Source organism: Citricoccus sp. NPDC055426, assembly GCF_040677445.1.
In the GTDB taxonomy this organism is placed as follows: Bacteria; Actinomycetota; Actinomycetes; order Actinomycetales; family Micrococcaceae; genus Citricoccus.
Map to the genome: position 1 here is coordinate 321,761 of NZ_JBFARZ010000003.1, position 14,609 is coordinate 336,369.

General features: G+C 72.9%; 11 protein-coding genes. 3 read left to right on the forward strand and 8 right to left on the reverse strand.

Translation table 11 applies throughout. From position 1 onward, the window contains the following. Positions 1-105: 105 nt before the first annotated feature. The 6 genes from AB0K08_RS07265 to AB0K08_RS07290 all read right to left on the reverse strand — a co-directional run bounded on the left by AB0K08_RS07265 (position 106) and on the right by AB0K08_RS07290 (position 9,583). Complete coding sequence (locus AB0K08_RS07265) at positions 106-1,836, reverse strand: dihydrolipoamide acetyltransferase family protein (protein ID WP_363352886.1); 1,731 nt, start codon at positions 1,834-1,836, stop codon at positions 106-108. A 39-nt stretch (positions 1,837-1,875) separates the two neighbouring features. Beyond that, positions 1,876-2,865, reverse strand: a complete 990-nt coding sequence (locus AB0K08_RS07270; RefSeq protein ID WP_363352888.1) for a transketolase C-terminal domain-containing protein — start codon at positions 2,863-2,865, stop codon at positions 1,876-1,878. After that, positions 2,862-4,082 carry a thiamine pyrophosphate-dependent enzyme gene (locus AB0K08_RS07275; RefSeq protein ID WP_363352890.1) on the reverse strand — a complete coding sequence of 407 codons (1,221 nt, stop codon included), beginning with the start codon at positions 4,080-4,082 and terminating at the stop codon, positions 2,862-2,864. The genes AB0K08_RS07270 and AB0K08_RS07275 overlap by 4 nt, the downstream gene beginning before the upstream one ends. Positions 4,083-4,294: 212 nt before the next feature. Continuing rightward, complete coding sequence (locus AB0K08_RS07280; RefSeq protein WP_363352892.1) at positions 4,295-5,392, reverse strand: histidinol-phosphate transaminase; 1,098 nt, start codon at positions 5,390-5,392, stop codon at positions 4,295-4,297. Positions 5,393-5,438: 46 nt separating this feature from the next. Beyond that, the gene (locus AB0K08_RS07285) at positions 5,439-8,213 is read right to left on the reverse strand and encodes a hypothetical protein (protein WP_363352894.1); all 2,775 of its coding nucleotides are present in this window, start codon (positions 8,211-8,213) and stop codon (positions 5,439-5,441) included. Then, positions 8,210-9,583 carry a hypothetical protein gene (locus tag AB0K08_RS07290; protein ID WP_363352896.1) on the reverse strand — a complete coding sequence of 458 codons (1,374 nt, stop codon included), beginning with the start codon at positions 9,581-9,583 and terminating at the stop codon, positions 8,210-8,212. The genes AB0K08_RS07285 and AB0K08_RS07290 overlap by 4 nt, the downstream gene beginning before the upstream one ends. 78 nt (positions 9,584-9,661) lie before the next feature. Between AB0K08_RS07290 and AB0K08_RS07295 the strand changes: the two genes are divergently transcribed. Continuing rightward, entirely contained in the window at positions 9,662-10,078 is a 417-nt protein-coding gene (locus AB0K08_RS07295) for a phage holin family protein (protein ID WP_363353118.1), read from the forward strand. A gap of 38 nt (positions 10,079-10,116) precedes the next feature. Here the strand turns inward: AB0K08_RS07295 and AB0K08_RS07300 are convergent, their stop codons facing one another. Beyond that, positions 10,117-11,703: a hypothetical protein gene (locus AB0K08_RS07300; protein WP_363352898.1), complete on the reverse strand. Its 1,587-nt coding sequence runs from the start codon at positions 11,701-11,703 to the stop codon at positions 10,117-10,119. Positions 11,704-11,728: 25 nt separating this feature from the next. Beyond that, the gene (locus tag AB0K08_RS07305) at positions 11,729-12,196 is read right to left on the reverse strand and encodes a hypothetical protein (RefSeq protein ID WP_363352900.1); all 468 of its coding nucleotides are present in this window, start codon (positions 12,194-12,196) and stop codon (positions 11,729-11,731) included. 149 nt (positions 12,197-12,345) lie between these two features. On the opposite strand from AB0K08_RS07305, the gene AB0K08_RS07310 reads away from it, so the two are divergent. Both AB0K08_RS07310 and AB0K08_RS07315 read left to right on the forward strand, forming a co-directional pair. Beyond that, positions 12,346-12,987 (forward strand): flavin reductase family protein, encoded by a 642-nt coding sequence (locus AB0K08_RS07310; protein ID WP_363352902.1) that lies wholly within the window; start codon positions 12,346-12,348, stop codon positions 12,985-12,987. A 41-nt stretch (positions 12,988-13,028) separates the two neighbouring features. Next, positions 13,029-14,549, forward strand: a complete 1,521-nt coding sequence (locus AB0K08_RS07315; protein ID WP_363352903.1) for a DUF1846 domain-containing protein — start codon at positions 13,029-13,031, stop codon at positions 14,547-14,549. Positions 14,550-14,609: the final 60 nt, after the last annotated feature.

A 14,609-nucleotide genomic window follows, 5' to 3' on the forward strand; every position in this document is an offset into this window, starting at 1 on the left:
ATCCCACTTTCGGGGCGATCCCACGCGTGGGATTGCCCTCAAAGTGGGATTGCCCTCAAAGTGGGATTGCCCTCAAAGTGGGATTGCCCCGAAAGCGGGAGGGGGCTACTCCAGCAGCAGTGCCGGCTCCTCCATGATCGCCGCGACGTCCGCCATGAAGCGGGCGGAGAGGTCCCCGTCCACCACGCGGTGGTCGAAGGAGCCGCCCAGGGTGGTGATCCAGCGGGGGATGACCTCCCCGGAGACCACCCACGGCTTCTGCCGGATGGTCCCGAAGGCCACGATCGCCACCTCGCCGCGGTTGATGATCGGCGTGCCGGTGTCGATCCCCAGGGCCCCGATGTTGGTGATGGAGATGGTGCCGTCCGCCATCTCCGCCGGCTGCGTCTTGCCGTCCTTCGCCCGCCTGGCCAGGGTGCCGAGGGCCTCGGCCAGCTGCCGCAGGGAGAGCTCGTTGGCGTTCTTCACGTTCGGCACCAGCAGCCCGCGCGGGGTGGCGGCCGCGATCCCGAGGTTCATGTAGTGCTTGACCAGGATCTCCTCGTCCGTCCACGAGGCGTTGACGTGCGGGTTGCGCGCCGCCGCCCAGATGACGGCCTTGGCCAGGATGAGCAGGGGCGTGACCTTGACGCCCTCGAATTCGCGCGAGGTCTTCAGCCGCTTCACGAACTCCATGGTCCGGGAGGCGTCCACGTCCACGAAGATCGAGACGTGCGGGGCGTCCCGGTACGACTCGGACACCGCGGCGGCCGTCGCCTTGCGCACGCCCTTGACCCGGATCCGCTCGGTCCGCGCGTCGTTGTCCCCGCGGTCCGGCATCCAGAAGGAGGCCGAGGTGTCGATGTTCGTCTCCCGCTCGGCCAGGTAGTCCTCCACGTCCGTGCGCGTCACCTCGCCGAACTGGCCGGTGGCGCGCACCTTCGTCAGGTCCACGCCGAGTTCCTTGGCGATCCGCCGCACCGGCGGCTTGGCCAGGACCCGCTCGAACAGTCCCGCCACCTCGGTCTGGCGTTCGCGCCCGGCGGCCATCAGCTGCCCGACGGCGGCCGGCAGCTTCCTCCCGCGCGTCGCCGGGGCTGTGGGCTGGGCCGGGGAGGATTGGGCCGGAGCAGCAGGCTGGGCCGGGGTCGGTTGCGCTGCGGCGGGCTCCTCGCGCAGCCGCGGGCTCCACGAGGGCGCGACGGCGGTCTGGCCGGAGGGCACCGGCGGCTGCGGGGCCGCAGCGGGCTTCGGGCCCACCGAGCCCGCCGGGCCGGCCTGGGAGGCTTGGGAGGCTTGGAAAGCAGGCGCGGAGGACCGCTTGCGAGGGCGGCGAGTGGCCGCGTCGGCCTTCGGCCCGGAACCGGTCAGCGCGGCGCCGGAACTGTAGCCTGCAATGTCAGCGGCGCCGCCGGAGCTGTGGACGGAATCGCCGCCGTCGGCCGGCACGGGGGCCTCCTCACCGATGCCCACCTCGTCCGTCCCGCGCTCGTCGGGGAGGCTGTATCCCGTCTCCGCCGGGACTGCAGCATGCGCCGGGTCTGCAGCCACGGCGTTCGTGCCGAGCCCTGCTGGTGATGAGGATGGCTCGGCAGGATCGCTGTGGCGGGGGGCCTCTGAGGCGGACGTGGAGATGCCGATGATGGGAGCGCCCACCTCGATGGTCTCCCCGGCGGGGGCCATCAGCTCGGCGACGGTGCCGGCGTAGGGGCTGGGCAACTCGACGAGGGACTTGGCGGTCTCGATCTCGCAGAGGATGTCATTGACGGCGACCGTGTCCCCGACCGCCACCTTCCATTCGGTGATTTCGGCCTCGGTCAGGCCCTCGCCGACGTCTGGCAGGGTGAAGATCTCCATGGGGTGCCTCCCGGCAGTCAGTAGGCGTTCAGTAGGCGCTCAGTAGGCGAACGTGCGGTCCACGGCGTCGAGGATACGGTCCAGGTCCGGCAGGTACTGCTCCTCCACCCGGGATGGCGGGTAGGGCAGGTGGAAGCCGCCCACGCGGATGATCGGGGCCTCGAGGTGCAGGAACGACCGCTCGGACAGCCGGGCGGCGATCTCCCCGCCGAGCCCGCCGAAGGTCGGGGCCTCGTGGGCGACGACCATGCGTCCGGTCTTCTCCAGCGAGGCCTGCAGGGTGTCGAAGTCGATGGGCGAGAGCGAGCGCAGGTCCACGACCTCGATCGAGCGGCCGTCCTCGGCTGCGGCGTTCGCGGCGGCCAGCGCCACCGGGACGAGCGGGCCGTAGGCCACCACGGTGGCGTCCGTGCCGGGGCGCACCACCTGGGCATGGAAGGCGCCGAGGCCGCCGTGGCCGCCCGCGGAGGGGTCGACCTCACCGCGCAGGAAGTAGCGGCGCTTGGGCTCGAAGATGATGACCGGGTCCGCCGACTGGATGCCCTGACGCGTCATCCAGTACGCGTCGTGCGCGTTGGACGGCGTGATGATCCGCAGCCCGGGGGTGTGTGCGAACAGGGCCTCGGGCGACTCCGAATGGTGCTCGATCGAGCCGATGCCCCCGCCGTAGGGGATCCGGATGGTCACGGGGACGGTGGCGGCCCCGCGGGTGCGGGCACGCAACTTGGCCAGCTGCGTGGTGATCTGGTTGAAGCCGGGGAAGACGAAGCCGTCGAACTGGATCTCCGCCACGGGGCGGTAGCCGCGCAGCGCCAGGCCGATCGAGGTGCCGATGATGCCGGACTCGGCCAGTGGGGAGTCCACCACCCGGCCGGCGCCGTAGGTGGCCTTGAGCCCCTCGGTCACGCGGTACACGCCACCGAGCGAGCCGATGTCCTCGCCCATCAGCAGGACCTTCTCGTCCTGCGCGAGCTCGTCTGCCAGGGCCCGGTTGACGGCCTTGGCGATGGTCAGCGTCTCGGTGCTCACGCGCGGCCTCCCTGGTCTGCGGAACCGGCCTGGTCTGCGGAACCGGCGGGGCCGGCGTCGGGAACATCGGCGAAGCCGGCCTGCCACTCGTGGTGCCAGGCCTTCTCCTCGGCCACCAGCGGGTGCGGCTCGGCGTAGACGGTGTCGAAGACCTCGTCCAGGCTGACGCCCGTCTGGGCCGTCATGGACAGCACGGCCTCGCGGCTCGCGGCGGCCAGTTCCTCGCCCTCGGCGGCCACCGACGCGAAGAACGCGTCCGGGTCCTGACCGGCGGCGCCGGTGGCCCGGAGGTAGGTCTCCAGGCGGACCAGTGGATCCAGACCGGCCCAGTCCGTCTCGACCTCCCGCGTCCGGTACTTGGTGGGGTCGTCGGCGGTGGTGTGCGCGCCCACCCGGAAGGTGTGGGCCTCCACCAGGACCGGGCCGGAGCCGGTGCGGGCCTGCTCGGCGGCCCAGGCGGTCACGGCGTACATGGCCAGGGGGTCGTTGCCGTCCACCGTGATGCCCTCGAAGCCGTAGCCCGCGGCGCGCTGAGCCAGGGGGACGCGCGTCTGGGTGGTGGCGGGCACGGAGATGGCCCACTGGTTGTTCTGGCAGAAGAACACCACGGGCAGGTCGTAGCTGGCCGCGAACACCATGGACTCGTGGACGTCCCCCTCTGAGGAGGCGCCGTCCCCGTAGCAGGCCAGCGCCACCTGGCCCTCGCGCCGCACGCGGTCCGCGTCCCAGCCGGCCTGGTCCCGCTGGATGCCCCAGGCGTAGCCGGTGGCGTGCAGGGTCTGGGCGGCGAGCACGAGCGTGTAGGGCTGGACGCGGTGGTCCTCGGCGGTCCAGCCGGCGTGGGAGACGCCCCGGAACAGCTCGAACAGCTGGCCGGGGCTGACGCCCCGGCCGAGGGCGAAGAGGTGCTCGCGGTAGGTCGGGAAGATCCAGTCCTCCTCCCGCAGGGCGGCCAGGGCTCCGGCCTGCGCGCCCTCCTGCCCGATCGCGGGGACCCACAGGGCCAGTTGCCCCTGGCGCTGGAGGGAGGTGCCCTCGGCATCGAGGCGGCGTTCGGTGGCCATCAGCCGGTACATCCGCTGCAGGGTGGCGTGGTCGAGGTCTGCCAGGTAGGGCGTGAACCGTGCGTCCTGGTGCAGGGTGCCCTCGGCATCCAGCAGCTGGACGGCTCCGGCCGGCAGCGTGGTCGCCTGGCTCGGCTGCTGCGGTTCACTCACGTGGAACTCCTTCTCTCCCGGCGCATCGGGCGACGGTCCGGATCCAGACTAGTCGTGCCGATGCCAACGCGCCGGTTCTTTGCTCCGTGCACCGCTCCGTGGTGGCTGGTCGTTTCACGTGGGTGGTCAGTTGCCGTGAGTGGTCAGATGCCGTGGCGATCAACCCGACAACCCCCGCACCGGTTGACCACCCACGGCAGGGCGGGGGACGGTCAGGGCTTCGGCGGGAAGTCGGCGCAGAGCTGCAGGAAACGGGTGTTGGCCTCTACCTCGCCGATGGTCACGCGGACGCCCTCCGTGCCGAAGCCGCGCACGGCGAGCGCCTGGCGGGAGGCGGCCTCCACGAACTCCGGCGCGCGGTCCCCGAGGGGCAGCCAGACGAGGTTGCCCTGTGAGTCCGGCACGTCCCAGCCCAGTTGCTTCAGGCCGGCCATGACCCGTTCGCGTTCGGCCACGACCCGTCCCACCCGCTCGGTGACCTCGTCCAGGTGGTCGAGGGAGGCGATCGCGGCGCGCTCGGCCACGGAGGACACGGCGAACGGGGTGGCCAGCACGCGCAGGTACTGGGTGATGTGCGGATGCGAGACGGAGTAGCCCACGCGCAGGTTGGCCAGGCCGTGGGCCTTGGAGAAGGTCCGCAGCACCACCACGTTGCCATGCCGGCGGTACACCGCCAGGGCGTCGACGGCGTCCGGCTGGGTGATGAACTCCGTGTACGCCTCGTCCAGGACCACCAGCACGTCCTGCGGGACCTTCGTCAGGAACGACTCCACCTCCGCCCCGGTCAGTGCCGGGCCGGTGGGGTTGTTGGGCGTGCAGAGGATGATCACGCGGGTGCGCTCGGTGATGGCCGCGGCCATGGCGTCCAGATCGTGGCGGAAGTCGGCCGTGAGGGGCACCTGGATGTCCCGGGCCCCGGCCGCGCGCACGATGATCGGGTAGGCCTCGAAGGAGCGCCAGGCGTAGATGACCTCGTCGGCGGTCCCGTCCGGGCCGGTGCCGGCGAAGGTCGTGATGATCTGGGTCAGCGCCCCGAGCGAGCCGGCCCCCGTGACGATGTCCTGCGGCGAGATGTCCAGGTGCGCCCCGAGCCGCTCCCGCAGGGCGGTGGACAGCGGGTCCGGGTAGCGGCAGAAGTCCGTGAACTCCGCCAGCACGGCCCGCACCGCGGGGACCGGGCCGTAGGGGTTCTCGTTGGAGGAGAGCTTGTAGGAGACGAGTCCGTCCACCGCCGCCGCGGGCTGACCCGCGGCGTAGGCCGGGAGTTGGGCGAGGACCGGACGGGGACGGAGGGGGTGCGGCTCGTTCATGACTCACCAGCCTAACGCCGCAGGCCGCGGCCGGCCCCGGAACCCGTCAGAAACGCCGGGTCAGGTCCAGCACCCGGTCGGCGCGCTCGGCCACGTCCGCGTCCCGGTCCCGCAGCAGCGCCGTGGCCCGTTCAAGCCGGCTGAGCCCCGGTTCGGCCGCCCCGCGGATCCGTTGGCCGAGCGTCATGTTGCCCAGCGACCGCGCCTGGCGCCAGGCCGCGTCCAGGGACCGCTCGTAGAGGCGTTGCTCGGCCTCCTGCGGTGAGCCGGCCGGTCCGGCCCCGAGGACCGCGACGCCGGCCAGCCGCGAGTCGTCCAGGTCCAGCAGGAGCCCGGAGAGTTCACGGCGGACGGCGCGCAGCCGGGCTCCGGCCCGACTCAGTCCACCCAGTCCCTGCAGCCCCCACGCCAGGGACAGCAGCGACTCCAGGGCGGAGACCAGGGTCAGGGCCAGGGCGGTCAGGCTGAGGGTGAGCAGGATCGCCAGCGATCCCTCGTCCAGGTCCGCCTCCTGGCCGGAGGTACGCAGCGCGTTCGTGCCGGACCCCTGCTGCCCGGCGGCCGCCAGGGCCACATCGGAGAGCTGCAGGTCCCTACCGGCGTCCACGAGACGGGCGGCCACCTCCCCGTCCAGTGCCCCGGGATCCTCCAGGAAGGCCCGGCCCAGCGCGGACGCCGTGGTGGACACGGCACCCACCGGCAGCGCCGATCCCAGCATGGCCCCCTGCACGCCGCGATCCCCGCTGGCCCACACCAGGACGGGGATGATGACCTGGTCGGGCCACAGCTCCCCGGTCTCCGGATCGGTCCGTTCGGGGAACTCCTGCCGCATCCGCTCCAGGCCGTCCAGGACGGAACGGGGGCTGACCTGGACCCCGGTGGGGTCGAAGGCCTCCTCCACGGGGTCCTCCGGGTTGCTCGGCTGCGCGGTCACATACGATTCGGCGGCGCGCACGGCCACCACCACGTCCAGCTGCGCCGGGAACCTGCCGTCCACCTGGTCCACGATCCGCTCGGGTGACAGCCCGAGGTCCGGGCCGTCGATCACCAGGCTGCGGATGGCCTCCGAGCCCTCCAGTCCGAAGACCGGGTCCGGGATCGCCCGGTCGGCCCACGCGGCAGCGAGCGGTTGGGTGGCTCCGACGGCGAGGATCGTCACCAGCGCCCACCCGGACAGGCTCAGGCGCACGCCGCGGGTCCCCTGCCGGCCGCCCCGCCGCAGCAGTCCGCCGGCGAACGCGGTGGAATCGGGGTCCTTCCGCGGGCCGCCGGGCCCGCGGACCGGGGTCTTCCCGGGGTTCTTCCCGCTGGCCCTGCCGGCAGGCTGGCCCGACGTCGGCCGGGCGGGTTCCCGGCCTCGCTCGCGCCGGGCGGTGCCTCCGTCGAGAGGACGGTCCACCCCGTCGAGGTCCCCCAGCAGGGCGCGGGCGGTGGCCTGGGCCCGCGCCAACTCCGCGACCGCGGCCGGTTCGTCCCCGAGCCCGAGTCCGCCGCGCAACTCCTGAAGGCCGGAGTCCTCGGGCCGGCGCGCCCAGTCGTCGGCGACGCCGTGCCCGAGGGGGAAGCGTTCGAGGTCGGCCCGGATGGCCTGAGCGGCCGCTCCGAGCCGGCGTTCGGCCGAGCGCCACCGGGACCGGGTGCGGTCGGTGAGCCCGGCCGCATGACGGTCCGGGCCGGCGTCGGGCCCTTCCCGGTGGTCCTGGACGAGGGTCAGCAGGGCCGTCAGCGCCTGCTCCAGGTCCTCCTGGTGGCCGGCCGCCACCGCCCCGGCCGGCGCCGTCCGCAGCCGGGCGATCAACTGACGGGAGCCCGTTACGAGCGGTGCGAGAACCCGGTCCAGCACCCGCTGGCCACCGGCGGACCGGCCGAGCACCTCGGCAGAGTCCACCACCGCGTTCAGCTGGTCCACCAGGGCCTGTGCCCGCCTCCGGAAGTCCGGGACCTGTTGCGCTGCGGCTGCCCAGTCCCGGTGGGCCGTGGACTGCAGGTTCCGTGCCAGGGCCACCTGGTCCCGCACGAGGGCCTCGGCCCCCTCGTCCACGCTGCGCCGCAGGGCCCGGAACGAGGAGGTGCGGGCGCCTGCGGGAAGGGTCAGCGTCACCACGTCCAGGGCCTCACCGGCCAGCAGCACGCGGGCCAGGTCCGCCTGGCCCTGCTGGAAGGCGCGGCGCACCTCGGCCTCGCGGCGCCGGGCCCGCAGCCACAGCACGCCGGCGGCCAGGGCCAGCGCCCCCAGGCCCAGGCAGGCGCCGATCCACACGGCGGGGATGCGCGGGGGGCCGCTGTAGAGCCCGCTGCCGGCCGCCTGGGCCGCGGCGAGCACGGCGGAAGGCCCCCGACCGGCGGCCAGGTTGTCCAGGTAGACGGACTCGACCTCCCGCCCCAGGGAGCCCCGGCCCCGCCACTGCCCGGGGGCGTCAGGGCGGGCGATGACCCCGATGTCCTCCCGGCCGCTGCGGTCCAGTCCGTGCCGCTCGTCGGCATGGACGGAGAGGACGACATCCGCCGGCAGGTCCTCGGTGCCCTCCGCCCGTTTCTCGCCGTAGGTGAAGTAGTCCCCGGTGACGTGCAGGGTCAACGGCTTCCAGGACGGGACCGGGTCCTGGGCCGCGAGGAGCTCCACCGCCTCCGGGCTGATGCTCCACGGCAGCCCCTCCTCCACGGTGATCTCGACCTGGTGCCGCGGCAGGGCGCTCAGGGTGGCCGCACCCCACCAGCCGGTGAGCACGGCGGCCACCGCGAGCAGCGCTGCGGCGGCCCCGAACTGCCACGAGCGGCGGCGGGCCGCCAGCCACGCCAGGACGCTTCTCCCCGGTTTCATCGGGACGCCCTCCCGGACGTCTGGACGCGGGCCGTCTGGGCGCGGCCCTCGGCCACGACCTGCCGGACCTCGGCCGGGAAGCGGACCGGGCGCCGGGCGCCGTCACCCTCGGCCACCAGGCGGGCGAGCAGCTGCTGGGCGTCCTGCACCCGTGCCTGCAGGACGCCGCGCCCCGCCTGCCAGCCCGGGGCGGTCCGGCCCTGCCGGCTGCGCGGCGCCACCCGGTCGAGTTCGAGGGTGTGCTCCACAAGGGCCGCGAGCGCCGGGTCGGCGGAGGGCAGGGCCCGGGCGCCCGGGGAATCCAGCGCCAACCCGATGGCCTCCACGATCCGCCGCAGCCGCAGGGCCGGGTCAGCGTCCGTGTCCGGATACCACCCCGGCCGTGCCGCGTGGGCGCTCACCTCGCGCCGCCGTCGCCTGGAGGCGAGCACGCGGGGCACCACGGCGACGGCGGCCAGGCCGGCCACCAGCACGGCCCACAGGACCGCGCGGCCCTGGGTCAGCGAGGTCCAGGACACCCCCGCCCCGTCCGGCGGCGGGCTGGTCTGTGCCACCGCGGCCCGCACCAGCTCCTCGAGTCCGTCCGTCAGGTCGCCCTCGCCCAGGGCCTCCCGGCCGGCCCCCTCGATCAGGGCCGCGGAGTCCTCCGCCGCCAGGGTCACGCCCTGTCCCAGCTCGAGCACGACGACGGGGGCGGTGCCGGCGTCAGTGGCGGGGTCCCGATCGGGCTCCGACGGCGGCACCATCACGGTGAGCATGACCCATCCCGGGTCCAGCCGCGGGCGGGTCTCAGAGCCAGGTGTCCAGTGCTCGAGGGGCATCCCCTCGCGGTACTCGGTGACCATCGCATCGGCCGTGGCCTCGGCGTCCTGACGCATCTGCTGGCCGGTGGCCCCGGGCTCCGCCTCATCCACGGTGAGCATGATCTTGCGGCCGCCCAGGGGCAGGCCCCGCGCCACGTGGATGAGCCGCTGCTGGTCCACTCGGGGACGCAGCTTCCACAGCACTGCCTGGTCGAGGCTCTCCGTCAGCCATCCGATCCCGGGGACGACCCGACCGTCCGCGGCCATGAAGTTCCCGGGGCTCAGGGTGTCCTCGTCCTCCGGCGCCACGTAGGGCTTCCGCTGCTGGGAGGGGCCGTCCGTCGCGGTCGGGTAGACGGGGGCGGGCGTCGTGCCGGCGGACGAGGCGGTGCTGGCGGGCGAGGGGGCCGGCGTCGTGCCGGCGGACGAGGCGGTGCTGGCGAGCGAAGGGGCCGGCGTCGTGCTGGCGAATGAAGCCGCCGGGACCACCAGCGTGAGCGCCAGCGTGGCGGCGAGCGCGAGCGCGCCGGCGCGGCCCCGCACCCGGCGCGAAAGTCCCCCGACCATCCGTGTCCCCTCCTGGCTCCGCGCGGTGCCCGATGCTCGCAGTGCCGTGGTCAAGGGTACGGCGTGGCACCATGGACCATGGTCAAATTCCTGCTCCGCGTCATCGTCAACGGGCTGGCACTCTGGGTGGCCACCCTGATCCTGCCCGGCATGGACGTGATCCCCTCCGGCACGATCGCTGACACCGGCGATGCCACGCTGAACGCCGTGATCGCCTTCCTGGTCATCGGGCTGGTGTTCGGGGCGGTCAATGCGGTGGTCAAGCCGATCATCTCGCTGCTCGCCCTGCCGCTGACCTGTCTGACGCTGGGCCTGTTCACCGTCATCATCAACGCCGGCATGCTCATGCTGACCGTGTGGCTGACCTCCTACCTGCCGATGCAGCTGACCGTGGATGCCTTCTGGTGGACGGCGGTCTTCGCGGCCGTCATCGTCTCGGTGGTCTCGATGGTCGCCAACGGCGTGTTCGGCCTGAACCGCTCCAGCAGGGACTGACCTCCAGGAGGTCGCCGCAGGAGCCGACGCCGCGAGACTCAAGGGGCCCTCGCCCCGACACCGTGCAGCACCCCGGGCCGCACCCCGGTCCCGGCACGACGACCGTCCGGGTGCGTGGCGAAGGAGCTGCTCGATCCGGCACCGAACGGGTGCCGGGGGTTGCCGGGGCGGATCCGCTCGAACTGCACGCTCCGGGTCACCCCGCCGCCGGCCGTCAGCGCCGCGATGTGCTCGATGGCCGGGGCCTGACGCGCCACGTCCGGGTCCTGGTCCAACAGAGCCGCGTGGAACCCGTAGTTATCGAAGGAATGTCCGGACATCAGGTCCTTCCCCTCGGGGTACAGGGATTCGTCGTAGCCGCTGACGGTGATGGTGGCGCGATTCGCGGCCTGCGGATTGGCCCGTCCGTCCAGGGCGGCGGGGAAGTCCTCGTCATGCTCCAGATGTCCCGCCTCGACCGTGGCCGGCACCCTGATCTCACCGGTCGGTGAGCCGATCGTGAACAGGCCTTGCACGTCGTAGGTCTCGGCGATCCGTTCATCGGCGGCAATCCGTGCGGCGTGGAGGCCCCCCTGGCTGTACCCGGTGAGCACCAGCGCGTCGTCCTGCCCCGCCCCGGCCGCCCGGAGGGCCGCGCCCACGGCGGCGGACACGTGCTGGGAGTCCAGGGCCATGGCCTCGGCGTTGCCGCCGACGTCCCAGGGATTGGTCGACCAGCCGCTCGCGTCCCGGTAGTCCCCGGTCTGGGTCCCGGGGAGGGAGACGAGCCACACCGTCCCGGACGTCCCCGGGCCGTCCGGGGTGAACCTCGTGATCTGGATGGACCCGGGGGCGGCTCCACGGGCCAGGTCCAGGTGGGACATGACGTTGGAGATGCTCCCCTCACCCTCGGGCGCCCACGTCTGATCCCACTGGTCGGCGGGCGGTAGCGCCCCCTTGAGACGCACCGGACCGATCTGCACCAGGCCGGTGGCCCGACCCAGCGCCGTGACCAGCGGATACAGCTGTTCCGGCCCGGACAGTGCGCCCGTGGCGCCCTCGTCCCGGGCAGCGCGGCCTGCCACCTCCGAGGCGATCAGGAACCCCCGTCCGAGGCCCGGTGCCATCAGCCCGAGGACCCCGGCCAAGACCTCGGGGGTGGCCTGGAGGGCCAGCTCCGTGAGGGGCAGTGGCAGCGGCTGGCCGCTCAGCCCCAACCCCAGGGCGCCGACGAAGGCCACTGGGCCCAACAGCTCCTCCATGCGCCGTCGGGCTGCCGTCTCCGCCTCCCGGTACGTCCGGGCCGCGGTCCGCACCGCCACAGCGAGCACGCTGGCCTCGGCGCTGACGGCCATCAACCCGGCGGACAGCTCGGCAGTCCGGCCGGGGAGCACCCTTCCCGTCACGGTGTGGGCCGCAGCCACGGATATCAGCGATCCCCAGCCGGCGGCCCGGAGGGACAGGGCCGCGGCCTCGTCCGTGGCACCCGTCAGGAGCAGGCTGCCCCGCTCGAGCTCGTCCAGGTTGGCGTGGATGGACCCCGGCCCGCCGCGGACCGAGAACGACGGCGGCTCCCCGGGCGATGCATACCGGCCCCGGGCCTCGAGGCCCTCCAGCAACCCCGGTCGCCCCACCCCGGCGGGCACCGGGCCAACCCCGGGGCCGGCCACCTCAGCACACCCCCAGGGTGGCGGCGGTGGCCACCGCCGCCTTGGCCGCCGTGAGTGTCTCCCGGAGCCGGGCGATCTGCTGCTGCAGCTCGCCGATCGACATCCGGGCCAAGGCAGCGGACTCCTCGGCCACCTCCGCCAGGTCTGCTGCTCGTACCCGCAGGCGTTGTCTCCGCTCCGCGAAGGCCTCTCCCGCCGGTGAGCGCCAGTCCATGGCCGTCAGCCCGTGGACCGACTCGGCCACGCCCCGGGTACCCGAGCCGACCAGCCGCAGTTCCTCGACCACCTGGTGCAGCTGCACCACGGCCGCCTCCAGCACGCGGAGCAGCTGCTCATCCCCGGCCACCAGGTCCACCGCCATCCCCACGGCGGGGCACAGCACCTCCGGCTGGAGGATCTGGCCCGGCAGGGGCAAGGCCCCTCCCACCAGTGCGTGGGCCGCTGCCATGGCTCCACTGGGTTCTGTCATGCCCGTCCTCCCGTCCCTCCACGCTCCGTCCGAAACCACGCTAGGGACCGCGGTGCGCCCGTGGTCGGGCGTCAGGGGCTATTGGGGATAAGCCCAGAGCAATCGGTCCGTTGTGGAGGAGCCGGGCCGGCCCCTGCCAGACTGTCCCCATGAGCACCCCGAACGCCTCGAGCACCCCGAGCACCTCGCGCACCGAGTTCGATCCCGCCGCCCTCGGCGATCGGGAGACCACCCTGCTCGTGAAGTCGATCCTCATCCCGCGGCCGATCGCCTGGGTCGGCTCGGTGGACGCCGCCGGCACCGCGAACCTGGCCCCGCACTCGTTCTTCACGATGGTCTCCGAGGAGCCGCCGATCGTGATGTTCTCCTCGACCACGCGCAAGGACACCCTGAACAACGTCGAGGCCACCGGCCAGTTCACGGTCTCACTCGTCTCCCGGCCGCAGTTCGAGGCGGCCAACCAGACCTCCGCGCCCTACGCCTCCGAGGTGAGCGAGTTCGGGGCCGCCGGGATCGAGGCCGAGCCCTCGGCCGCCGTCGCCCCTCCCCGGGTGGCCGGCTCCCCCGCCGTGATGGAGTGCGTGCTGGAGAGCATCCTGCCCGTGGGCGGCAACTTCATGGTGCTCGGGCGGGTGGTCCACGTGGCGGTGGACACGGACACGCTGGGCACGGACGCCCGCGGCCGGACCCTGCCGCTCGCGCAGAAGCTGGACCCGCTGACCCGCCTGGGCCGGAACGAGTGGGGCACCCTGGGCGAGGTCCTGGCGATCGACCGGCCACGGGTGGGATAGCCGCCGGGCCACGGCGGGCTGCCGGTGCTAGCGTGGTTCCGGTGACCGTCTCGTCTGCCCGCCCCGCTCCCGCCCGCCCCCTGGGATTCGACCGAGACCGCTACGTGGAGTTGCAGTCCCGTCACATCGAGGAGCGCCGCCAGCAGATCGGCGGCAAGCTGTACCTGGAGATGGGCGGCAAGCTCTTCGACGACCACCACGCCTCCCGCGTGATGCCGGGCTTCACGCCGGACAACAAGATCGCCATGCTCGAGCGGATCAAGGACGAGCTCGAGATCCTGATCTGCCTCAACGCCAAGGACCTGGAGCGGCAGAAGGTCCGGGCGGACCTGGGCATCCCCTACGAGGAGGACGTGTTGCGCCTCGTGGACGTGTTCCGCGAGCGCGGCTTCCTGGTGCAGCACGTGGTGCTGACCCAGCTCGAGGACTCCAACCAGGTGGCGCTGGCCTTCGCCGAGCGCCTGGAGCGGCTGGGCCTGACCGTGGCCCGCCACCGGGTGATCCCGGGTTATCCGCAGGACACCCGGCGGATCGTCTCGGCGGAGGGCTTCGGGCTGAACGAGTACGCCGAGACCACCCGGGACGTCGTGGTCGTCACGGCCCCGGGGCCCGGTTCGGGCAAGCTCGCCACGTGCCTCTCGCAGGTGTACCACGACCACGCCCGCGGCATCTCCTCCGGCTACGCGAAGTTCGAGACGTTCCCCATCTGGAACCTGCCGCTGGACCACCCCGTGAACCTCGCCTACGAGGCGGCCACCGCGGACCTGGACGACATCAACCTGATCGACCCCTTCCACCTGGCCGCCTACGGGGAGCAGGTCACCAGTTACAACCGGGACGTGGAGGTCTTCCCCCTGCTCACTGCCCTGCTGGAGCAGCTCACCGGTTCCTCGCCCTACCGCTCCCCCACGGACATGGGCGTGAACCTGGCCGGCAGTTGCATGGTGGATGACGGGGTGTGCCGCGAGGCCGCTCGCCAGGAGATCGTGCGCCGGTACTACAAGGCCCTCGTGGACGAGCGGATCAACGACGCCGAGGCGGATGTCTCAGAGCGCGTGGCGATGATCATGTCCCGGGCCGGCTGCACCCCGGGCGACCGGGCCGTCGTCGCCCCCGCCCTGGCCGTGGAGAAGCGCACCGGGGAGCCGGGCTCCGCGATCGAGCTGGCGGACGGGAGCATCGTCACCGGCAAGACCTCGGACCTGTTGGGCTGCTCGGCCGCGATGCTGCTCAACGCGCTGAAGGAGCTGGCGGGCCTCGACGACGAGGTGCACCTGCTCTCCCCCGCCTCGATCGAGCCGATCCAGACGCTGAAGACCGAGCACCTGGGCTCGAAGAACCCGCGGCTGCACACGGACGAGGTGCTGATCGCGCTCTCGGTGTCCGCGGCCTCGGACGAGAACGCGCGGCGGGCCCTGGACGAGCTGCAGAACCTCTCCGGCTGCGACGTGCACACCACCACCATCCTGGGCACCGTGGACGAGGGCATCTTCCGGTCCCTCGGCGCCCTGGTCACCTCGGAGCCCCGCTTCCAACGCAAGGCGCTGTACCGCAAGCGGTAGCCACCCCTCCCAGCCACGCCTCCCAGGCACAAAGTGACCCAGCCCCCACCTTTGTGACGG

Bases quoted from the DNA above. Each gene is read 5' to 3' on its own strand.
- AB0K08_RS07285 (WP_363352894.1), bottom strand. From the start codon at position 8,213: ATGAAACCGGGGAGAAGCGTCCTGGCGTGGCTGGCGGCCCGCCGCCGC.
- AB0K08_RS07290 (WP_363352896.1), bottom strand. From the start codon at position 9,583: ATGGTCGGGGGACTTTCGCGCCGGGTGCGGGGCCGCGCCGGCGCGCTC.
- AB0K08_RS07310 (WP_363352902.1), top strand. From the start codon at position 12,346: ATGAGCACCCCGAACGCCTCGAGCACCCCGAGCACCTCGCGCACCGAG.
- AB0K08_RS07265 (WP_363352886.1), bottom strand. From the start codon at position 1,836: ATGGAGATCTTCACCCTGCCAGACGTCGGCGAGGGCCTGACCGAGGCC.
- AB0K08_RS07280 (WP_363352892.1), bottom strand. From the start codon at position 5,392: ATGAACGAGCCGCACCCCCTCCGTCCCCGTCCGGTCCTCGCCCAACTC.
- AB0K08_RS07295 (WP_363353118.1), top strand. From the start codon at position 9,662: ATGGTCAAATTCCTGCTCCGCGTCATCGTCAACGGGCTGGCACTCTGG.
- AB0K08_RS07305 (WP_363352900.1), bottom strand. From the start codon at position 12,196: ATGACAGAACCCAGTGGAGCCATGGCAGCGGCCCACGCACTGGTGGGA.